Origin of the sequence: Aeromonas sp. 603607 (assembly GCF_049171595.1) — a bacterium.
GTDB lineage: Bacteria > Pseudomonadota > Gammaproteobacteria > Enterobacterales > Aeromonadaceae > Aeromonas > Aeromonas veronii.
On record NZ_JAAKOV010000002.1, the window covers coordinates 280,347 to 302,820 of the forward strand.

Genomic DNA, 22,474 nt, shown 5'->3' on the forward strand with positions numbered 1-22,474 from the left:
CAATTGCCCTCCCCTGTATTTTTTGCGCTATCGTGCCGGACTACTGACAGGTTCCCCATAGTTTGGGACAAAATGGTTATGGCTCGCTTACCACCGAGTGGATATTGATATTTTACGCCATAAACCTGAGCGAAACTGGTAGGTATTTGTTCAGCTTGATGTATATAGGGGGGCTTTACAGCGTGGCTTTTGCCATGGTTTCACACGATTAATTGAGCAAATTGCTAGCAACTTAAAATTTATTCTGATAGTTGTGTGTTGATAATATTCTTACAATTGCTCACTATATGAAAATATGCTTTTTTATAAACAGATTTTCAGGGTATTAATGGAATAATCTTTAACGTCTGCCAACTCCCCTGAAAATAACGTTTTTTCATGGCGATCTTCGTTTTCATAATAAAACTCAATGACTTCATAGCATTCTCTATCCTCATTTTCAAAGATAACAACCCCATTATTTTTACTCCCGCTTATCAACCATGTCTGGAAGATCCAATCAGCGGACAAACCGATCATGGGAAAGTTTTGGTTTAGAATGTCAATTTTATTTGTGTTGCCCATTTTATACCCTTTTGATATCAACTTATAGTTTAACATGTTTAATCATTAATGAAGAGGAAAGGAGTCATGAACCCTCTAGCGTTTACAACGCCTATTGTAACAAATATTCATCGATAATTACCGTACCCTTTTCCTGTTTCAGGATGTTTGCCATCGCCCAACTTGGACGCGACGGAGCACTTCCAGGCCCATCACTGGAGGGGGGATTGGAAGTTTTCACTGTGCTAGTTGAAACGGTCCTCCAACTCAGTGATACGGTCCAGCAGCTTATGTATCAGCCCGTAGGGCTGGGCGAGAGTCAGAGAAGAGATCATTGGTGCAGATTGATTTTTGGTCATACCACCGAGCATGCCCCATGAGCTGGGTCATGCTACAGGCAAACTGGGATTAAGAGACGATCGTCCTATTTATTCATGCCAACCCGCTCTCGGTGAACGCTAACATCTCATCCTGCATCAGCAGGTGTTGTCAAACGAGTTAAAAAAGAGGCCAGTAGAACTGGCCGCTTTGTCGTTACGAGCGTTTCGTGGCAGATATCGCTCACAGGAGTCAACTAATGACCAACTAACATGTACGCGTTGACGTTATCGATACACTTCATATCCAGCAGGAACGCGGTCTTCATTATCGACTTCCTCTCGGGATTCACCGATCACCCGGTTCACCCGATCCCAGAAAGCCTGGCCATCCGTTTCGGTCAGGCCGTATTCCTGCTTCACCTCGCGCTTTGCGGTGGACTCTTTCATCTGGATCATTTTACTCATGCATCACTCCTTGGATTGCTACTGCTTGATGGTTGACGACAATGCAAAACAGCGGCGACAGGTGGTGTCGCGGCATGTCAGGCGCTGTCGCCAGATGTATAAACTGGGATCTTTGTCACAAATGAATCAGGGGGGAGCCTGACTCATCAGGGTCAATAAATGGCGTAAATCACGGACGATCTGCTCATGGATAAAGCCGGGCGAGATCACGGTGAGTTCCGGCATCCAAGATTTGACGACGGGCAGAATCTGATTGGCATCGAGTACGCGACTGCTCAATAACAGCGCACCGTCATCCAGGGTTTTGACAATCTCCTGCTCGGGCAGCAACGGGCGATGCTGAAAGTTGATGGCGATGGAGGCACTGGCCTTGAGTAGCACCTCGATCATGCCGGAGCGCCAGAGCGTCGGATCGGTATCGATCTGTCGCGCAATGAGCGCATCACGGGTGAAGGTCTGTTGCGATAGCTCAACCAGCGCGATGGAGCTCAGCGGATAGGCTTGCAACCGCCCCTCGCTGACGCCGACCAAGTGCCAGGTGCCCTTGTAGTTGACAAGCTGATAGGGGCTAAACAGTTGCTTGCGCTGGTCTTTGGTGATGAGCCAGCATTGCAGATGCTGGGTCATTGCCTGCTCTAATACCGGTAGCTGGTGACTCAGTGAGTCGGTGGAGTGGGCATCGAATCCCTTGATGGCGAAGAGGCTTGGGGTGTCTCTGTCCAGCAGCTGACCCAGACGATGTTCACTGGCGCGGGGGAACAAGTCGGTGATACCCAACTGTTCGGCCAGCTTGCGCAGCTTTCCATCGCTCTTGTGATTGAGAAACCCAGGATCCAGCCAGTATTGCTGGCTGCGGTGCTCTATCGGTAGATAACTGAGGCGTTGATTGAAATCCCGCTGCAGGGTGCGCACGGTGACGTTGTACTCGGTGGCCAGATCACCCAGGTGCAGCTTCTCACCACTGTACAAGCGGGTGAGGAGCATACCGAGGCGCTGAGCAATCTTGTCGTGTTCGTGCATACCATCAAGCAAGGGGAATAACCGTGTCGTGGATTATCCAAACAGACCGCGACACGGCGTGACGAATTGGTTGGTAGGCAGTTTTTCGCAAGATCCATCATTGGCGATGGGCTTTTGTCATTAGGTGAGGGGTTTTGTTATCAACCGGCGAGAAGCGGTTGAGCGGGCCAGGAAGGCCCGTTCGGTGAGGTGTTGCTGCTTGCCCAGAGATGGGGCTAAGTTGATGCTATTGAGCCGCTTAGCTGCGATACCGGTATCTTATCGCTGAGGGAGATACCGGGTTGCTGCTCATCTTGATACCTGAGGAGGAGTTGACTCTAGAGCTATGCCGCTGTAAGTGCGTCTTCAGAGCCATCCCGTAAGGCAACCACTCCCAAATAGAGGCAGATAGGGACCGTCTTTCTAAAAGCAGGGCCTTGTAAATCGTAAGCAAGCCACACACCCGACAGCACCCACATCACAGGGCCGAGCGCATTGAGCATCGGGTTCCGCTTACTAACTTCCTTGACCAATGCTTTGGCGGCTTCACGCCCGACGATCTGGGTAATCAAGCTAATGATGATGGTCTCTATTAGGCCGAGAGCAACCTTGGGGCCAAGGATCTGGATGATAACGGGGAGAATGGCCACCTTACCGTTTTTGGCGAGATGCTCCTTTATTAAATCCGCATCGGCATTTCCTATGCCCATTTTTTTGAACGCCTCGGCGAGTTCAGTTGGTGTTTTTGATAGCAGTTCTTTCTCAACAACTGCCGATACTAGTCGCTCCAATCGGCCTTCTACGGATCCCCCAAACAGGTAGGATTGTTCTTCCTTTAACCAAATTTACGGCATCATCTTATGGCTGCAAGTGACAACAACCGGTATCTCACACCTAGGCGAGATACCGGCTGTTGTTAGCTGATATTGACTTCCATTAAAACGCCAGCGACTCACCGTCTTCCGGGATATCAACGCGGCTCTCGATACCCTGCTTCTTGACGTAGGTCCGCAATTCTTCACGGGTCAAGGACATGTGATTGACTGCGTCCATGTGCACCGCAACAATTTTTGCATTTTTCGCAGCCTGTGATGCACGCAGCACATCTTCCTCGCCCATGATGATCGCACCTTCGTACCCGATCAATTTTGCTTTCCCGGCATTGAGTACGATGACCTCGGGGTTATATGTCTCAATGGCCTGGTCAACCTCTTTACGCCAGATAGTGTCACCGGCCAAGTAAAGGGTCTTATAACCTTTCGCTTGAAAAACGACGCCCATGGCTTCACCAAGCAGTTGTGCGTGAGTGGGATCGGCATACATTTTGTCTGTGCCATGCTGACCACCGGTCTTGGTAATTTTAACTCCGCCAAATTCAGCTTCGTCAGTCAGTACGCGTACGTTCTTGAAACCCTGAGAGCGGATCAGTTGTGCATCAGCCTCATGTTGTGCAAACAGCGGAATGTCTTTTGGCAGTACTTTTTGTGCGGCATCGTCCCAGTGGTCAAGGTGGGTATGAGTAACGATGACCGCATCAACACCGGAAATGACGTCCTCTACCGATCCGGGTAATTCCACCATCGGATTGCGGAGGTTGCTGCGATAGGTACCTTCAAACCCAGGGTAAGTGCCCTTTTTAGCCAGCATCGGATCGATCAGGAAGGTAGTGCCTGCGTAAGTGATTTTCACTGTCGCATTACGAACCTGCTGCATTTCAACTTTATGAGTTGAAGTGGAAGCCTGAGTGTTGCTTTCTCCCGCAAACACCGGGGCGGTGACTGCACCAAAAGCAATGGAGAGTACGAGGGGAAGAGCGTTGAGTTTCATGTGATTGTTCCTATTGACGTTTCGAGGTGGTCATTTTTGCTTAATCTCCACACGTTCAAAAGTGGCCAAAATGACATCTTTCGATATAATTGGGCCATTGGTAATCAAGCGGGGTCTAACCTATGTCCGCCATACGTGTTGCTGTACTCGCCTTCAATGGTGTGAGCTTGTTTCATCTCTCCGTACCAGGACTCGTATTCGGAACCGTTCAAACCGCTCAGCATGAACTGCGATACGAAGTCAGCTACTGTGCTGAGGTACCGGGCATGGTAGAGAGCGATCAGGGGATCGCTATCGCCGTCAAGCACGGGCTTGAGCTCATGGATAAATCCGATGTCATCGTCATTCCGGCCTGGAGTGATCCCTCGGTTGTGGCATCAACAGCGCTGGTTGAAGCGCTGAAACTCGCCAATGCCCAAGGCAAGCTGATCGTGGGGTTATGCTTGGGCGCGTTTGTGCTCGGCGATGCCGGTTTACTTGATGAGAGAGAGGCGACGACGCATTGGCTCGCACGAGAGACGTTTGCACAACGGTTTCCGAAGGCACGTTTTCGGCCCGAGGTGCTTTACGCCAGTACTGACAACATCATGACCTCCGCAGGAACCCTAGCCGCGATTGACTGTTGCCTTCATTTGGTGATGCAGCGATACGGCGCTGAAACGGCCAATCGCACTGCGAAGCTTCTGGTGACCCCTCCACACAGGCAGGGGGGGCAATCACAGTATGTTGAACACTCCGTCCCGCGACTTGCCACCGAGACTCATCTGTCCGATGTGCTGATATGGGCGAGGCAGAATCTGGCCAGTGATCTATCGCTGGATGTTCTGGCTGAAAGGGCAAAGATGAGCCGGCGAACCTTTACTCGCCGGTTTCGCGACGCCACCGGCAGTACGGTCACCCAATGGTTGAATGCTGAACGCGTTGCCAGAGCACAAGCGCTATTGGAAACGACGGATTTACCGATTGAATGCATCGCTGGTGAAGCCGGTTTCGGGACGGCCTTATCGTTAAGGCAACAATTCAGTGCCCAACTGGGCACGTCACCCTCTGACTATCGACGGATGTTCTTTCGTAAATTGAATCCAGAGGTGGAGATACAAGACCCTGAGCGTTCTGCCAAGTCGTCTGTGTGAATTCAGTGATAAGTGGTGTGCAATCAGCTTTTGTCATCAAATGATTGGATGTTGTTGCCTATGGGTGAGAAGCGATTGAGAGGGCCAGGAAGGTCGGTCAGAGTGAATTATGGTTGTTTGTGAGGATAGATGGAGCAAGGCCACGGGTCGGGCGGCTAGATAGCGATATCGGTATCTCACCGCTGGATGAGATACCGACATACCTAGCTGGCCTGAACCCACTCGCCCTCTTCGGGACGCGGCAGCGGCTTGGATGGTACAGAGCTGGTCAGGGCATCATGGATGCAGTTGGCTATTTTCTGGCTGGTCTGCTGCATCCGAGTGTTATGCAGGTGAGCATAACGCAGCGATGTCTGACTGCTCCGGTGCCCTAACTGGGATTGCACATCAAACAGGGTGCCGCCGTTGGAGACAATCAGCGCCGCAACCGAATGACGACAGGTGTGCAAGCAAACCCCCTCCTTATCTATACCGGCCCGCGCCAGCATCCGCTGAAAACCCTTGGTGGGATTTTGCAATGGCTGCCCTTGCCTCTTGCCGGGAAACAGGTAGGGATTTCCCTCTGTCACCGGTAAGTAGTTCAACAGCTCCACCGCCATATGGTTCAGGTGCAACACACGGCTATGGCCGTTCTTGGTGTGGGGAATATATAGGGTCTTGTCCTCCTTGTTGTAGTGCTGCCATTTGGCCCTTGCCAGCTCGGCCCGGCGCAAGCCGGTGAGCAGCAACATCTTGACGTACTGACCGGTATAGAAACTTTCATGCTGATCGGCAGCCCGGAACAGGCGGCGGATTTCATCTGGAGTGAAGTAGCGTTCGCGCCGATTGTTCTCTCGCAGCAATGACACCAGGGCTGCGGGATTGTCCTTGATCAGTCCGGCACGGGCTGCCCAGGTCATGATGGCCTTGAGCAATGCTAATACTCGATTGCAGGTGGCCGGGGTGAGGCGCTTGAGCAACATCTGTTGCATGTTCTGGATGCGGGTAACGGTGATCTCTTCCGGGATCAGGTTGCCGAAGATTGGCCGTAGGTGATTACGGAAGCGATGTTCATCCGTCTTCCAACTGCGATTTCGTGATTGCAGATAGGGGAGATAGTCCTCCTGAAACAAATTGCTCAGGGTCTTCTGGTTGCGCTTGTCCTCCTTGGCCTGTTGCGGGTCAACGCCTTCGGCGATCTTGCGTTTGTAGTCGAGCGCGAGCTTACGAGCCGCGCTGACATCCAATGTGGGATAGTGCCCGAGGGCAATCGCCCGCTTGCGCCCATGTATTTGATAGCGCAGCAGGAACTTGCGACGCCCCTCCCCTTTGCCCACCAGACAGCGCAGGCCGGTCACGTCGGTATCTGAATACTCGGCTTCGGTACTGCGGGCGTCATCTGGGTTAGGGGGCAGATCGGCAATCCGTCGATTGGTGAATTTAAATCGGGTAGGTGTTTCGTTCATGGTTCGCTCCTCAACATGTGAGCTGGTTAGACACGGCATAGGCCCCCTTCACAGTGGAAAGGAGGCCTAATCCCCGTCTCTGGCTTGGCGATTGAAGTGGTCGTTGCTCATCGCGCCTTGGCCTGGTTGGCCCGGCACGATGACAACGCGGGAAAGGTGAGTGAACAGATGGCCGCCCCGGTCGCTACCCGGTCCGATCCCGTAAAAATGCTACCGAGCCCCGTGTCCGCCCCGCACAAACGGGGGGAAACGGGGCGCGTTTTTCCCTTTGAGTGATTAGACTTTTCCATCTCAACCCCGTGAACCCGCGAAATTTGCGGAAAAATGGGTGAGTTAATGAATTGGTCGGGTTGCCCCGCATATTCACGGCGAGCCCCGTGCCCGCCCCGTGTGAGCGGGGGGGAAACGGGGCTGGTTTTTCCCTTTGAGTGATTGGGCTTTTCCATCTCAACCCCGTGAACCCGCGAAATTTGCGGAAATAATGGGGGAGTTAATGAATTGGTCGGGTTGCCCCGCATATTCACGGCGAGCCCCGTACCCGCCCCGCACGAACGAGAGGAAACGGGGCGCGTTTTTCCCTTGGAGAGATTGGGTTAATCGACGCCAACCCCGTGAACCCGCGAAATTTGCGCATTAATAGGGAGGGATCATTCAGTGGCTACCGTGATCGCATAGACACCCAGCGACAAGTAGGTGAGGAAATTGCCCTCCCATAATTCATAGAACTCACCCAACTCAGACAACGGCACCACACGCGCATAGGCAATCAGCCCTTCCTGGCTTGAGAAGTCAAAATCGACCTCCTTAGCCAATTCGGCATAGTCACCCATGCCGACATAGGAAAAGTCCGTCATATAGACCAAGGACCATAGATTTCCTCGGCGTTGCAGACGGATTTCCACCGGATGAAAGCCACCACTCTCCGGACCATAACCCGGATCACGGAAGTTCATCGTGACAGCACGGGCTTGTAGCCATGTGGGATGGTGCGTGTTCAGCAGGTCGGTCAGACATACTGCGAACTGGCGGGAAACCGGCAGAGGGAGCCCCTGCCAGTTCAGTGCTATGTCACGGTTGCTCATTGTTGGGCCTCCTCACTGGCCGCCGGGTCTGCGGTTTCAACTTCACCCCCTGTCTCATCCATCTTGTCTGACAAACCGGCCTGGTCGTTGGCTGTTTCCAAAAACTGGGGCTCATTGCCTTTCTCGATGGTTATCTCATCGGTCGTGTCATCTTGGCCCTTCTGCCCCTTGGCTTTTCCCTTGCGAGCCTGTTTATCCATATTGGCTGGTTCATCCAGCTGAGTAGACCAGTCGCTGAGAGAGAGACCGGCCCGGTGGAACGGCGAGTTGGGCTCGGCGGCCACCAGTAACTTTTCAGCCCGCAGGATGGCGGCGAGGAAACCGTGGTTATTGGCACTGCCCCTAACAAACAGCGCCTTGAGCGCCACCGATTTGAATGGCGCATCCTTGAGGATGTCCAGCAGTGCCAGGATGTCATCGAGCGATAACCAGTGCTTGCTGAACAGGCCGCCCGTGTCGTTTGCGGTAATGCGAAGGGCGTAGCGACCTTCATCATTCTTACCCACGTCGTAGTGCAGCAACCCACTGGCCCGTGCGCTGATCTTCGGTGCCTTAGCGGATTTAATAACAGTCCAGACCGGAGCAGCCGAGGCTGCCGGTGGTGTGGCTTTAGCCATGATGGAATTCCTTCTGAAGGGGTTACTTGAAGAAGTCAGCCGCTTTGCTGCGATGACCTTGATGGATATGACTGCCTAACGAGGCAATGGCACCGCTAATGACCCCCAGGTCATCGGTGAGACCGACGCCGGGGATAAAGTCCGGTACGGCATCGACCGGACAGAGCAAATAGGCGAGTGCGCTGACCACGATGGTCTTGACCCACACAGGCGTCTGCTCGTCGGCCATCAACAGGTAGAGCAAGACGGCCTGCTCAACCAGCAGCTTCATGCCCTTGATGTGTTTGAGCTTGGCGAGTAGCGAGGAGCGGTTTATCTCGGTCATGCGGCCCACTCCCCATCCCAGTCTGACTCCAGCGCCAGACTGACCACGCCATCGCAGATATCCAGGACCGGACCAGAGTTCCGGGCGGTGACGTTGAGCAACTTGAACACCGGATGGTCTTTATCGTGCAGCGCCACTTGTGTGCCTTCCAGAGCAATCCAGCGCTCCGGTAGCGGCAACCAGTAGACGGCCTGCTCGGCGCTGTCCGTGGTGAAGCTGCTGTCACCCATTTCCCACACCTCTTCAAAGATGCCGTTGTCCAGGTCATGGGTGGCCTGACCGGAGAAGCGAGCAATCGACAGCACCAACTGCCCTATCTGAGTCGAGGGCAGTTGGTGCAAGGTGTAGGTATTGGTGTGACTGAAGATGGCGACCAGTACCGGCAGACCGGGCATTGGCAAGGATTCCGGTACATAACGACCGTGGATGCGGATGGCTTTGACCAGTTGATGATGGCGTAGCAGTGCCCGCGACAGGGTATCCAGATAATCCTGAGTCGCGTTTTTGCCTTCACCAATGGCATCGAACAATGAAAGTTCTGACATGGATATCTCTCCTTTGAATGTAAATAGCCGAAATAGCTATTGGATATCAAAGGATTTATATATATTTAAATTGATAGATGATTCGGCAGCTGGTATATTTTTAATATGTCAATCGCATATATTTCACATGGAGTTATTCTCGCGCGCGCGAGAATAAATGGGTGGGAATTAATAATTGAGAAAGCCTATTTACATTCTTGAAATTGAATCGTAAATTAGAGCTGACGATGACAACATGAGCACTGCGTTGATAGGTTGATGAAGATATTGTTAATCAGGTATGGGGAACCACTACTCGTATCTTAAAAGGAGATAAATATGATTAATTTATTAAACCTGATTATCAATAAAGAAGACGCTTATCAGTTCAATGAACTCGTAAGTCGTGATCATCGTGAAAATTTCGATTTGAATTCAATTGAGGAGAGAATTTATCGTGCATTGAGATCTATATTTGGTGCTGAGTTGGATGAGGTCCTTATTGGAGACCGATTCTACGCATACAAACTCAAGCAGCGGCTAGCAACTCGCAAAGAGAAGGTACAGTTGGGAAGGTTGATTGTGCGCACAATCCCGGAGCTAATCCCTGCCATCATGAGCTATCCGAAGCGGTATCCTGAAGAGTTAAGAACCTGTCGGAAATTGTTCCAGTGCGTGAAGGCCAAGAAACGACTAGCTAAATTTTCTCTACAGATATCTTGAATAAGTAACCCCTAGCGCTCAACGCTAGGGGTTAAAAATCCACTATAGTCAATAGTGGATGCGGGATGAATTATCTTTGTGAGCAAACAAGCTTTTTTGATAAATTATGATTTCTATGTTTCGATGCGAGAGTTATAGTTATATTGGTTGATACGTTTTATCTTCGAGAGTTTAAGTATGAGGATTGGGAGCTTTAGGAAAAAAGTCAACGCTTCACAAGAGTATTTTTCTCTGGCCAGATCGGATGAGATTGCAGCAGAGAAATTATCTCAGGTTGAATGTTATAGGCAGGCATGTTATTTCATTATCCAGGCTATGGAGAAGTATATAAGGGCCAAGATATTTGGAATTGTTAACCCCAAGCTGGGTTTCTTTAGAGAGGAGAATAGAACTCATTCATTGGATTCTGCGGTTGAATTTCTTGTCAAAGTCATCAGCTCGGACCCTGTCATTCAGCAGCAAGTATTAAAGCAATTGTCAGATTATGTATTAGGGGATACTAAATACAACCACCTTCATAACAACCTTCGATATCCTGTTTACTTCTCCCATCTAGATTCATATTCGATACTTGATGTTGGTAGAGATGATTATAACAGGTTATTTGAGCGACTATCATCGTTGAAAAGTTTCTTGAATGATATCAATAAATTGTCATAGGTGGCGAGCTTGGAATTATTTGGCATCTAATAGCCAACTCATTTTTAGGCTATTAATATCTGAGCAACCACTATCTCAAACTTACTTGATCCCTTTCGAGGTTTGATATTTTTGTCTAGCCGTTGTATTCAAAGCACGAGAAAACTCTACTTATGCCCCCCAGTTTTTCTGGGGGGATTACTTCAATCTGCATCAGCTACATCAATAGCACTTTCCAATCTTCTTGCTGCAAGCCATTCAAGCCGTTTAGCCTGAGTGTGTAGAACCCTTCTCAAACCTTTCTGAACTTTCCGTTCACTGATGACCTGAGCTAATCGTGAAATGGTTTGAGTTCTTCTGGCGATCCGAATGTCTGGGTGCTCACGAATGCGCTTGACCTCATCAGACACGATCACGCCTTCAAAAGAAGCAGGAATTTCCACCTCAACTTGTGGTGTAGGTGGCTCCTTTTCATTGAGGATCGCGTTAAACGTTGAGTTATGAATCGCTTGACTGTAAATTTTCCGTTCCAAAGCATCCAAAATCTTCTGGGCATCCTTGAAGTTTGGAGATCTTGAGTTAATGCCTTCCAGTTGTGGAAGGGGATAGACCACAATCTTATAAACCTCAAATGGGTCAAGAACATTCATAGCAACAGCATCTGTCCGTTGGTTGGTCAGATGTCGCCGTATTCTTGTTCTTAGTGATTCCTTCGTCTGTCCGACATAGATTGGTTCATTGTCGTAATCGTAAAAGGAATATACACCCCACTGAAAATTACCGACTCTAACTTGTTGGCCAGCATTCAGTGGGTTATCAACCATTTTGTTTAAGAACTGTTCTAGGAGCTTTCGTAATTCGCTAGTCTCAAAAGGCAGTTCGGTTGTTGAGTCGGTTGGAATTGGAAATTCGGCAAGTGACTCTTGCTGATTCTCTTCCGGCATAAAACCCCTTATGCAACATGCAATTGAATTTTTTGTTGTGCATTTGCATTGATAACCGGAAGAAGAACATTCTGGTTAATGTGTGCGACAACAGGAACAACCACACCATCCCCAACCAGATGATATGCCTCGTTATATTTTGAAGGTAGGACATAGCTCTCTGGCAGGCCCATTAAACGTGCAGCCTCCCTTGGGGAAATCAATCGTGTTCTGATTTTTGGTCCATCAACAACCATAATGGTTTGGCGGCTCGATCCCCCGCTAGGTGTTCTCAAGCATCCTGCAATACCATCAAAACGAACCTCTGCACGTTGAATGCCTTCACGAGTTCGTTTGTAGATGGTGCCAACTTTAACTTGTCCAGTCTGTTGAGCTGCAATGACCTTTTGGAGATGAAGTGGGTTCATCATAGAAAGAATCTTCTGAGTTTCTTTCTTGGTATGCCACTTAACCCCCTTGGGCTCATCTTCAATGATATCATCCAAAGTCATGAGAGGCTGAGTCGGTTCAGGCAGTTTCCACCACTTCCATTTACTTTTAACTTTCTTTGGCAGTGAGTTATATGCACAAATGACTTTCTCGGGGTGCCAAGCAGGCGAAGCTCGCTCACAAACAGCTTCATTTGGGATGCTTAGCTTTTCATCAACGCAAATAATGAAAACACGTGGTCTAGATTGCGGCACAAACTGAACCGCATCCATAACAATTGCACCGAAGTTATAGCCTTCACCAGCTATAGACTTTGCAATTGCCTCAAAGTCTTTTCCTTCATGAGAAGTCAAAGTTCCATAGACATTCTCAAGAACAATCATGGAAGGCTTACGACCTTCGGATTTTAATCCCTGAATGAGCCTCAAAAAGCCCCAGAAGGTACCAGATCGTTCACCTCTAAGACCCGCACCATTTCCAGCAAGGGATAGATCCTGACAAGGGAAAGATGCCCAAGCAAGGTCAGCATGACCAGGTAGAGCGGTTGTAAGAATCTTGTTAATATCTTCAACAATGAGGTGATCATCACCCCAGTTTGTGCGATATGACTTTGCCTTCTGTTCTGAAAAGTCATTGGCGAAAACACAACTCCATTCTTCGCCAAGGCCAGAACGTGCCATGCCGCCACCAGCAAAGAATTCATAAAAACTTGGCATATTAGACCTGCGTTTATGTCGAGGTAAAATACTTAAAATTTACCTTATGAATAGGTTTGTTGTCAAATCCCCTGTTGTGTGATAGCACTCAAACAGCGCTTCAAAGTTACCTTTGTGAGGTTGTTGACATTTCCAATCCAATGATGACAACCCCGATTGGGCACTAAGCTCTTCATCTTCAATGGTCGATGAGACGAGGATATTCACCAGCAAAGTATCGAGCATCTGAGCTTGTGTCGAGTCGTGGGTGAATGGATGCTGAAGAGGCATCCCCAGATGCCGCTGTATGAAGCCGTAGTCGCTAATCTTACTAGCAAAAGAGCAATCACCTCTTGTGCGGCCAGATCCAATCTTCCGTCATCTGCTTACACATCCCTCTATGGTTACAAAGTTACACCACCGATGAGGAGAATAGAATGCATATTTAGCGCACATAATGGACCGATAATAACGGGGATTCAGCTCACGACATAACCAGAATTACGCAAGAGTTGGCAGGGAAAGAACATGTTGTTCGCAGGAAGCGGAGGTCATTGCAGGGGAAGGGGGCGTGCGTATTTTGCTATCTGTTGTCAGGTGAAGCAGCGGATCATGAGGCGGGGATTATTACTCCCGAGCTCGGTGAGCAACCTTGCCAGAGATTGACCAGAGACGCATAACAAAAAGGCCTCGCGTTGAAAGCGAAGCCTTGTTGGGTGTGCTGTTCAGAGCTGTGGTATGGAAACTGTCATGGGGATTTTCAATCCCCTGCTCTACCGACTGAGCTATCTGGGCAACGGCGCGCATTAAACCCTTTCCAACGCAGGGTGTCAACCATGATGGCACGATAAAAAGCACGTTCGCTCAACAACTGAACGCAATGAACGGTTATTAGCCGTTTCGGAGCAGAAATCTGCCTAACCGTGACCCGCCTCATATATGAATGATCACCAAACCGCGGGAAATCACGGCCTCTATAGCTTTGCCACATTGAGCCGAATCCACTCTGCGAGTATGCTTTGCCGCAATGATACCGCCTGGAGGCAACATGAGTCTGAATATGCAAGAGTGGCGTGAAGAGACCACCGAGATCGTCAACGAACTGCTGGCCGATGGCAGCAATCCCGATGCGGATTACGACATCGAGCACCACTTCGCCTGCCAGGATTTCGACCGTCTGGAAAAAGCAGCGGTTGACCTGTTCAAGGCCGGTTTTGAAGTGACCGATGCCGAAGAGATGGAACTGGATGACGGCGCCACCATCTTCTGCTTCGATGCCACCATCGAGTGCAAGCTGGATGTCGAAGCCATCGTTGCCGATATCGCCAAGATGCTGCCCATCCTGGAAAAATATGGGGTGGACTACGATGGCTGGGGCACCTACTTCCAGGATTGATCCTGCCCCCATCGTAAAACAACAAGGCCACCTTGCGGTGGCCTTGTTGTTTCTGGCGATCTCTCACGCCAGATAGCTGGCAGCGAACTCCGCCGGCGGCAGGGGGCGACTGAACAGATAGCCCTGGAGCCGATCACACCCCGCCTCGGTCAGCCACAACTGCTGCTCGGGTGTCTCTACCCCTTCGGCAGTGATCCGGATCCCCAGCTCATGGCCCAACCCGATAACTGACCGCACGATAGCTGTGGTCGCGCTATTGCTGGCGAGTCCCTGAGTGAAGCTGCGATCCAGCTTGAGGGTCGCCACCTGCAAACGCGGCAGATAGGCCAGCGAGCAGTAACCGGTACCAAAGTCGTCGATGGCCAACTGAAAACCGGCGGCGATCAGGTTGTCGAGGTTGGTCTCAATCTCGTCGGCATTCTCCATCAGTACCCCTTCGGTGATCTCCAGCTCCAGCTGACTAGCCTTGAGACCATGGCGAGCGATGCAGGCAGAGACCCGTTCACAGAGCGCCGGATCACGGAACTGCAGCGGCGAGAGGTTGATGGAGAGCACCATATCCGGCTGCGCAGTTTGCCACTGCGCCAGCTGGGCACACCCCTGCTCCAGCATTAACTGGCCAAGCTGACCGATGATCCCCATCTCTTCCGCCAACGGAATAAACTCGTCGGGGGAGATCATCCCAAGCTCAGGATGGGGCCAGCGACAGAGCAGCTCGGCGCCATGCAGCCGGTGAGTGCGGGTACAGATGATGGGCTGATAGACGGCAACCAGCTGGGCGGACTTGATGGCGAGCGGCAACTGGGCGGCGATCAACTGACGCCGCTTGAGCCGGGCATGCAGCTCGGGATCAAACAGGGTGCAGTACTGCTGCTGCCGTTTGCCCTGCGCCAGCGCAGCCTCGGCATGACTGAGCAACCGCTCGGCATCGCTTGCCCGCCCCTGGGCCAGCCCCAGAAACACCGGGATCTGGATGCGGTGATCTTCCACCTGATAGTGCTCCATCAACTGCTGCTGCAGATGCTGGCTCCACCCCTGCAATGGCTCGTTGAAGTCCGGCAGCAGCAGGCTAAAGTCATCGGCAGCGACCCGACAGAGCAGGGAACGCGGCGGTACCAGCTGCTGCAACCGCTTGGCCACCTGGCTCAGCAGGCGATCGGCAATCCGGATCCCGAAGCGATCGTTGATTTCACGAAAATGGTGCAGATCGACCAGCACCAATGTGGCACTGCGTCCCCCAAGATGGCGGCTGGTCTGCAAGAACCGGGAGAGTTTGAGCAACCCGGTCAGACTGTCGTAGTGCTGCTCCTGCTGCAACTGCGCCTGAGTGGTGCGCAGGCCGGTGATGTCACGCCCCAGCGTCAGGATCCCGAGGGAGTGGCCGTCACCATCGGGGACATCGACCCGGGTGATCTCCATGTGTCGCCCCTGCCCGCTGGCATCCAGCAGACAGCACTCGCCATGCCCCATCCCCTGCGGCGCCGCCAACCGGAACGGCAGCTGCTGACCCAGCACCTCATCCGCCCCTTGGCCGATAAAGTCGAGAAACGCCTGATTGCACTCCAGCAACACCCCGTTGTGATCATCAAAACGGATCAGGTCAGGAATGGCATCGAGCAGAAAACGCTGCAACAACTGCTGCTGTTTGACCGTTTGTTCCAGGCTCTTGCGCTGGGCAATCTCATTAACCACCCCGAATACTGCGCACGCTTCCCCCTGCGGGGTGTAAAGAGGCACCTTGTGCACCTCCATCCAGCAGGTATCTCCACCCCGGTTGCAATGGAGCTGCTGATACAGCATCGGCACGCCTCCGGCAAGCAGCTGCTCATCCTCACTGCGAAAGAGATCGCCCCAGGGCATATCTGCATCTGTCTTGCCGACAACCTCGGCAGGCGACTCCAGCTTGGCTTCACGGGCGAACTCACGATTGGCGAACAGGTAACGCCCATGACTATCCCGACAGAAGATACTCATTGGCAATTGGTCGATGATCTGCTGCAGCAGATCCGGGGTGAGCATGTTGGTCACAGGGGTGCTTATGGAGGAATTTCGAGCAAATCTATGATAGCAAACCAATTTTGTAAAGCACCCCGATCACCTCCCCATAACATCGAACGCTGGATGGTTGCTGACAGAGATTGTCGCTCCGGCGATAATAGGCGCCGGTTGGCCAATGGCCTGGTGATATGGATGAGAGAAACAAGATGAAAAAGATGATGGGGAGCGCATTGGCGCTGCTGCTGGTTGGTTGTGCTGGCGACAATAACGGCGGTGAGGAGTATCGCTACAACCCGCCAATTGCCAAGGCAACCAACAACACTCAGGAGATGGCGATCCCGGTGGATCTGGTGTGGGCTCGCGCCGAGAAGTGGTTCACCGATCACGGCCTCACCATCGAAAACAGCCAGCGTGGCTCCGGCCTGATGACCGCCAACGTCAACCAGTCAACCGACGGGCTGGAGTGGCTGGACTGCGGCACCATGGGTTCCAAAGTTGCACTGGGCAACCCGAACCTGCAGATCAACCTGATCATCACCCAGAGCGGCAACAGCAGCGTGGCAACCGTCAACGTCAAGGGCAACACCGAACTGTTCTTCGTTGAATCCTCAGGCGAACGCGTACCGGCCCCGTCCATCAAGCCGGTCTGCGTTTCCCGTGGCACCCTTGAGCAGAGCCTGTTTGCCACACTCGGCAACTAATTTCGCCTCCCTGCCAAGATAAAAAAAGCGGCAGATTGCTCTGCCGCTTTTTTACTGTCCCGAGTTGGGCTTACTTGTCGATATCGAGCATGTTGTTGGTCAACATGTAATCGATCACTTGGTTGGCAGTAGTACCTGCCCCCCCCGTCAGACTATCGAAAGTATGGTTCATCAGCACTATTTCCTGAGTCACCGACGCAGTACTGCTCTCCTTGACCTGTAGATGTACCCCTTCATTGTCCTGGAACACCGACAGCAGGCTCTTCAGATCGTTCTGGTTACGAGAACCGTCGTGATCCAACAGGTCGCTCAGATCCAGCTTGTCACCTTCCGCCTTGGAGAAGTCGACCACGTAATCCTTGGCAACGCTGCCTGCGGCGGTATCGCCCTGCAGCCAGGTGAAGGTATCGGCACCGCTATCCCCCTTGAGAATGTCATTGCCAAGCCCGCCAACCAGGATGTCATTGCCCAGACCACCGATCAGGTTATCGTCGCCAATACCACCAAACAGGGTATCGTTGCCGCTGCCACCGTACAGGGTATCGTTGCCGCTCTCGCCATACAGGGTGTCGTTGCCGGCACCACCGAACAGGATGTCGTTGCCGGCACCACCGAACAGGAAGTCATCGCCACCCTGACCGAACAGGATGTCGTTGCCATCCCCGCCAATCAGCACGTCCGCCTTGTCATTGCTGGAGGACTGATCGAACTCGCTGGCATGGTCCGTGATGTAGTCATGGACCTGGGCATCGGTCACCGAGCCTGCGCCCAGCTTGCCGGCCACATACTGCTTGATGGCCGCGTAGCCTTCACCGTTGATACCGGCGAAGTGGATGGCATCCCCGAACAGGATGTCGTCGCCAGCACCGCCGTCGATCCGGTCACTGCCCGGCAGGTTATTCACCGAGGTGCCCAAGATGGCGTTGGCTAGATCGTTGGCTGACACGTTGGACTGCACAATCTGATCACTGTCGAACAGCTTCAGGGTATCGATGGAGACGTTGCTGCCGATGCCGATCGCTTCCAGCGTCACGTTATTGGCCAACAGAAGTGGCAGAACAGCCAGAGCGTTTTGCAATGCCCAGTAGTTGCTGTCATAGGAGGTGGAGATCTCGAAGGTACCATCCCCCTGTGCCTTCAAGGTCCCGATGGTGGTCGAGCTCCACTTGTTATTGCTGTTTTGCGACCACTGTTGAACCCTGCCACTAGCATCGATCAGCACCCTGTTGGTACCACCTATGTTGGCGTAGAAGGCCTCCCCTGCCACATAGTTGTTGACGTTGACAAACGAATCGAGACGTTCGTTGGTCTTCGTATTCACGATAGGGTTGGTCTGTTCATAGTCGTAATAGGTGTTTGGTGCCCCATCGGTAATGAAGTACGCCAAGTTCTTCGCGTTGGTGTTGTTCTTGGCGGTGTCGCTGTTGAACCAGTTGGAGGTAGTCTTGAGCGCATCCTCGTAGTTGGTCGCCCCACCGTTCCAGTTACTGCCGTCCATGCTGTCGAGCACGGCCTGCAACTTGGTCAGTACATTGGGGTCCTTCAAGTCCACGCTGATGGACTTGTTGGCCTGACTGTCGAAGTCCACCAGGAAGATATTGACCTTGCCTGCCCCCTCAGTACCGGCACTGGTCTTGAGGGTTGCAAACACCTGTGCCAACTGGCTCTTGATGGTGTTCATGGCGCTGGTGCCGATACTGCCCGAGCTGTCGACCATAAAGGCGATGTTGTAGTTCTGGCCCGGCAGTACCACGCTGCCATCCAGATCCCCGACCACGATATTGTGCTCGTTGCCATAGGTGCGGTTCTGATCGCCCGGCTCCCCTTCGGTGGAAAGGAAGTAGCTCATGCGGATCGAATCCTGATCCGATGCACTGCTGGTCTGATCGGTCGCCACTTCCTTGGCAATGGCTTCTACCTTGAGGTCGAACTGGCCGGCACTGCTGCCCGGCACCCGCAGGGTCAGACCGGTCAGTTTGACGTCCAACGCGCTCTGGTTCCACAGACCGGTCAGCGTCAGCGTGCCATCGGCCCCCACGGTGCCGAGCACGGTGGAGCCCTGATAGAGGGTCGACCCCGTCGGCATGCCGGTCAGCACCAGGCTGTCGAACTGCTCGCTACCATCACGGTCGGTCAGGGAAGCAGTGATCTCGAGCGGGTAATCCACCACACTCGGCTGTACCGCCGTCAGGGTGCCGTCGGTCTGGTTGAACTGGTAAATGCCGTCATCAAACTGCACCAACTCGATGTCGTAGAGCGACTTGCTGATGGTGACGCCGTTCTCCTTCACCAGGAAGTTGAAACCGCCGTCACTTCTGCGCTCGATGACATAGTTGGCACGCGAGCCCATCAGTACGGCCAGGTCGGTACCGGCGCCGCCAAACAGGGTGTCGCCACCCAATCCGGCCACCAGGATATCGTTGCCGGTACCGCCGTCGAGGGTGTCACCTGAGGTGGAGTTGCCACCGACCAGCACGTCATTGCCAGCACCGCCGACGAAGTAATCGCCGCCGCCCTTCACGCTGACGATATAGTCATTGCCGTTGCCGCCCACCACTTGATCCTGACTGGTGGTGCTGTCGGTCAGACTATTGGTGATGCCAAAGTTGCCCTTGTTGAAGTTGCTGCTCTGGAACGCCCCGGTGGAGATGCCGGACGACGGGTACTGGGTATAAAGCGGGACGCCGTTGCCGGTCAGGCTGATGTCGACCACCGGCTTGTCCGCGACCGCCGTGATATCGATCACCAGCTTGCCTGAGTTACTCAGGTTGGCACCATCGCTGATCTGGTAACCCAGAGTGGCGTAGTCCCCTTGCTGGTTGCCCGTCGTCGTACCGCCACCATTGAGGGCATTGCTGCTGGATTCATTGAGACTAGGCACAAAGCGCAGATGGCCGCTGTCGATATCGGCGTAGGAGACAAGATCCCCCACCTTCACTGCAATCCACTGGCCAGCAGCGTTCAGGTATTCCAGCTTGCCGCTCAGCGGCAGGGTGTTGATCTGCACGCTCAGGTCAGAAACGGCCTGATCATCGCTGGCACCAAACTGGGCCCACTTCAGCACCAGTGGCGCGTCCTCCTTGCCGGCACTGTAGCCACCCGTGGTCACCGGCGCCCGATCGTTGTCCACTATGGTGCCGGTCCCGCTCTGCCCACCGATGGTCACCGAGAGGGTCTCGTTCGTTTCGACCAAGCGATCGTTCACCGTCGGGATGGTCACAGTAAAGTCCGACACGCCGGCTGGTACCGTGATCTTGCCGGTAGTGCTGTTATAGGTCACACCATTGCTGAACTGGGCATTGCCCCAATCCTGGTTGGAGGCGGGGTTGTTGCCCGAACCACGAATGGCGAAATCGTATTCAGTCGCTTCCTGGGTTGCATCTGACAGGGTGACTTTGTGCAGCAGATTGCCCCCTTCGGTTACGCTCTCGCTGGAGACTCCCTGAACCAGCGGCGTGAAGAGAGGCTTGGTTGCAAAGGAGCCAATGCTGGCGTCGCCGTCACCATCCACCACCCGGACCTGGAAGTCGATGTCGCCATCACCCAGAGGTTTGGACATGCGCTGATACTGGAAGAACTCCCACTTGCCTGTGGCCGGCGTAAACTCCAGCTTGAAGATGAGGTTGCCGTCCGCATCCTTCCCGACCAAGGTATTGGCGCCGCTGGCGGTGATGGCGATGGCAGAACCGGAAGCCGTTCGCAGACCATTTTCGAAGGTTGCCGGGTCCATTACCAGCCCGATGGAGCCCTTGCCATCCGCCCCCCACTGCGGGGTCACGGTGCCAGAACCATAGGCGATTGCCTGCGCCGTGTTGGAACCGAGGAACTCGATGCTCTGTACGGTGAAGTCGCTGTTGTCGGAGGTATTGGTGCTGCCGTTGTTGGTCGCCTTGATCACCATGGTATCAAAGCCCCCCTGCTGCACCTGGAAGTTCTGGTTGAACTCCCCACCCGATGCGTTGGAGTTGAATACCAGGGTACTGATCAGTACACCACCGCGATAGAACTCCACGACCCCGCTCTCCAGCTCGCCGCCAAACATCTTGCTGAACTTGATGTTGGCGCCGTAGGCAACCTTGCCCGCATCCAGCCTGACGATCAGCTGCTCGGAGGCGGACGATCCGTCGGCAAAGTGACGGAAGTCAATCTCGTTGGCGAGGTTGTGGTAAGGCGCAGCTCCGCTGGCCACCCCCAGCCCCGAGCTGGAACCGTTGACCACCGCCGTTACCAGTGAGGAGTCTGTTGCCGACTTGAAGCCCAGGGCGCTGATAGTAAAGCCCGCCATGTTCAGAGTGCTCTGGTTGCCACTGTACTTGGTCAGGTCAAAGAGCCCGGTCAGCACGTTCGGAATATCGGTCTTCACCACGGAAACGGCATCGCTGTTGTCGGCAATGGGGGAGTCGTCCTCAACGCTGACATCCAGCTTGTCCTTGGTGACGCCGCTGCCATCGGAGACCTCCACATCCAGCTGGAACGACAACTTGTCTTCCGAGGTCGTATCCCCGTGGTCGAGGGGACCTTTGAGGGTCACGTCATAGGTCCACTCACCCTTTCCACTGGCATTGGGTGCCGTCAGCTTGACCTCGACCACAGCCTTGTAATCGGCGCCGCCAATCACCCCTGTGTAGCCAACCAGCGTCTTGCTGCCCCCATCCCAGCTCCACTGGACCTTTGCCCCACCGGACGTCAGCCCGGCCGGTCCATTCAGGGAAATGTTGAGTGTGCTGCTGTCGATGTCGCCCACCGAGAGGGTACCGGACGCCTTGATGGCATTGGTGGTATCCGGATTGCCGACCGTGTCGGCAATGCCGTTTGCCAACCCCTCTTCAGAGACGACAACCCCGTTGGAGATGGTCAGCGTCGGCAGATCGTTGACCGCATCCACCTTGATGGTCACGGTTGCGGGACTCGCATCCACGGCGCCGTCGTTGTCTACCGCCGCATAGTTGAAGCTGGTGTTGCCGTTCCAGTTCGTATTCGGTGTGAAGGTGAGGTTGCCGGCGTCCGCCACCGCAATGCTCTGATCCACTGTCACCGCAACCCCGTTCAGATAGAGGATGCCGTTGGCAGGCAGGCTCTTGATGGTGAAACTCACCACGTTGCCATCAATGTCGCTGCCACTGAGGGTCGGAATGGCGATGCTGGCTGCATCTTCCTGGCCGTTTGCCTGCTTGTTCGCCGTCTCCGGCGCTTCATTCAGGATCTGCGCGTTGTCGCTGCCCGGCAGTGAGACGTTGCCCGCCTTGTCGGTCTGGGTCGCAGTCACCGTCAGCGACTTGCCGTTGGCCGGGGTCGTTTCCGTCCAGCTGATGGTGCCGTTCTGATAGCCGTAGCTCTTGCCATTGCTTGCCAGCAGGGTGCCATCGGCCTTGAGCGTCAATTGGACAGTGCTGTTCACCCCACCATTGTTGATGGTCAGCGTCACCTTGCCGCCCGCAACCAAGTCAGCATGATTGACCTCTGCCCGAACCTGGATCTGATCATTGCCAATCTCGCCCTTGGTCAGCATTTGGTCATTATTGGTGTCATCAACGATGGTCACGGTCGGTGCTGAGGAAGCTACGCTGTCCAGGATCGCCTCTTCCTTGTCGCTCGCCGGGTTGCCCGCCTGGTCGGTCACGTCCGCCTTGACGGTGAACTTGCCATCCGCCAGGCCGCTGGCCCCCAGG

At 53.4% G+C, this 22,474-nt stretch carries 19 protein-coding genes; 5 read left to right on the forward strand and 14 right to left on the reverse strand.

The genetic code is table 11. The annotated features are described in order from the left end of the window. Positions 1–303 precede the first annotated feature (303 nt). The 5 genes from G5315_RS04295 to G5315_RS04315 all read right to left on the reverse strand — a co-directional run bounded on the left by G5315_RS04295 (position 304) and on the right by G5315_RS04315 (position 4,154). A complete protein-coding gene (locus G5315_RS04295) occupies positions 304–600 on the reverse strand; it encodes a hypothetical protein (protein WP_042865035.1) in 297 nt (98 codons plus the stop codon). 548 nt (positions 601–1,148) lie between these two features. After that, complete coding sequence (locus tag G5315_RS04300) at positions 1,149–1,328, reverse strand: hypothetical protein (protein WP_029304370.1); 180 nt, start codon at positions 1,326–1,328, stop codon at positions 1,149–1,151. A 126-nt stretch (positions 1,329–1,454) separates the two neighbouring features. Beyond that, positions 1,455–2,348, reverse strand: a complete 894-nt coding sequence (locus G5315_RS04305; protein ID WP_421332544.1) for a helix-turn-helix transcriptional regulator — start codon at positions 2,346–2,348, stop codon at positions 1,455–1,457. A gap of 323 nt (positions 2,349–2,671) precedes the next feature. After that, the gene (locus G5315_RS04310) at positions 2,672–3,118 is read right to left on the reverse strand and encodes a hypothetical protein (protein WP_421332545.1); all 447 of its coding nucleotides are present in this window, start codon (positions 3,116–3,118) and stop codon (positions 2,672–2,674) included. Between the two features lie 145 nt (positions 3,119–3,263). Next, positions 3,264–4,154, reverse strand: coding sequence for an MBL fold metallo-hydrolase (locus tag G5315_RS04315; protein WP_421332546.1), 891 nt, complete (start codon positions 4,152–4,154; stop codon positions 3,264–3,266). Between the two features lie 122 nt (positions 4,155–4,276). Between G5315_RS04315 and G5315_RS04320 the strand changes: the two genes are divergently transcribed. Continuing rightward, entirely contained in the window at positions 4,277–5,287 is a 1,011-nt protein-coding gene (locus tag G5315_RS04320) for a GlxA family transcriptional regulator (protein ID WP_408855589.1), read from the forward strand. 203 nt (positions 5,288–5,490) lie between these two features. Here the strand turns inward: G5315_RS04320 and G5315_RS04325 are convergent, their stop codons facing one another. From G5315_RS04325 to G5315_RS04345, 5 genes are all read right to left on the reverse strand, one after another. Continuing rightward, a complete protein-coding gene (locus G5315_RS04325) occupies positions 5,491–6,732 on the reverse strand; it encodes a tyrosine-type recombinase/integrase (RefSeq protein ID WP_421332547.1) in 1,242 nt (413 codons plus the stop codon). 647 nt (positions 6,733–7,379) lie between these two features. Next, positions 7,380–7,814, reverse strand: coding sequence for a DUF2787 family protein (locus tag G5315_RS04330; RefSeq protein WP_021139672.1), 435 nt, complete (start codon positions 7,812–7,814; stop codon positions 7,380–7,382). After that, positions 7,811–8,431, reverse strand: a complete 621-nt coding sequence (locus G5315_RS04335; protein WP_213393007.1) for a hypothetical protein — start codon at positions 8,429–8,431, stop codon at positions 7,811–7,813. The genes G5315_RS04330 and G5315_RS04335 overlap by 4 nt, the downstream gene beginning before the upstream one ends. A 22-nt stretch (positions 8,432–8,453) precedes the next feature. Beyond that, positions 8,454–8,756, reverse strand: a complete 303-nt coding sequence (locus G5315_RS04340; RefSeq protein WP_029304363.1) for a YkvA family protein — start codon at positions 8,754–8,756, stop codon at positions 8,454–8,456. Next, positions 8,753–9,301, reverse strand: coding sequence for a hypothetical protein (locus G5315_RS04345; RefSeq protein ID WP_123785038.1), 549 nt, complete (start codon positions 9,299–9,301; stop codon positions 8,753–8,755). The genes G5315_RS04340 and G5315_RS04345 overlap by 4 nt, the downstream gene beginning before the upstream one ends. 318 nt (positions 9,302–9,619) lie before the next feature. Here G5315_RS04345 and G5315_RS04350 point away from each other — a divergent pair, with 318 nt between their 5' ends. Next, complete coding sequence (locus G5315_RS04350) at positions 9,620–10,003, forward strand: hypothetical protein (protein ID WP_421332548.1); 384 nt, start codon at positions 9,620–9,622, stop codon at positions 10,001–10,003. A gap of 177 nt (positions 10,004–10,180) precedes the next feature. Continuing rightward, entirely contained in the window at positions 10,181–10,663 is a 483-nt protein-coding gene (locus G5315_RS04355) for a HEPN domain-containing protein (protein WP_421332549.1), read from the forward strand. 182 nt (positions 10,664–10,845) lie between these two features. On the opposite strand, the gene G5315_RS04360 is transcribed toward G5315_RS04355, so the two are convergent. Both G5315_RS04360 and G5315_RS04365 read right to left on the reverse strand, forming a co-directional pair. After that, positions 10,846–11,586, reverse strand: a complete 741-nt coding sequence (locus G5315_RS04360; protein ID WP_421332550.1) for a GIY-YIG nuclease family protein — start codon at positions 11,584–11,586, stop codon at positions 10,846–10,848. 8 nt (positions 11,587–11,594) lie between these two features. Further along, on the reverse strand, positions 11,595–12,731 hold the full coding sequence (locus G5315_RS04365) for a DNA cytosine methyltransferase (RefSeq protein WP_082189170.1): 1,137 nt from the start codon (positions 12,729–12,731) through the stop codon (positions 11,595–11,597). Between the two features lie 1,039 nt (positions 12,732–13,770). Here G5315_RS04365 and rraB point away from each other — a divergent pair. Next, positions 13,771–14,106, forward strand: a complete 336-nt coding sequence (gene rraB, locus G5315_RS04370; RefSeq protein ID WP_266134397.1) for a ribonuclease E inhibitor RraB — start codon at positions 13,771–13,773, stop codon at positions 14,104–14,106. 63 nt (positions 14,107–14,169) lie between these two features. Here rraB and G5315_RS04375 read toward each other — a convergent pair whose 3' ends face one another. Next, positions 14,170–16,125 (reverse strand): sensor domain-containing protein, encoded by a 1,956-nt coding sequence (locus tag G5315_RS04375; RefSeq protein ID WP_204484184.1) that lies wholly within the window; start codon positions 16,123–16,125, stop codon positions 14,170–14,172. A 185-nt stretch (positions 16,126–16,310) separates the two neighbouring features. Between G5315_RS04375 and G5315_RS04380 the strand changes: the two genes are divergently transcribed. Beyond that, entirely contained in the window at positions 16,311–16,805 is a 495-nt protein-coding gene (locus tag G5315_RS04380) for a hypothetical protein (RefSeq protein ID WP_266134389.1), read from the forward strand. 70 nt (positions 16,806–16,875) lie between these two features. On the opposite strand, the gene G5315_RS04385 is transcribed toward G5315_RS04380, so the two are convergent. Then, positions 16,876–22,474 (reverse strand): type I secretion C-terminal target domain-containing protein (locus tag G5315_RS04385; RefSeq protein WP_421332551.1); only part of this gene is annotated, 5,599 nt, incomplete at its 5' end.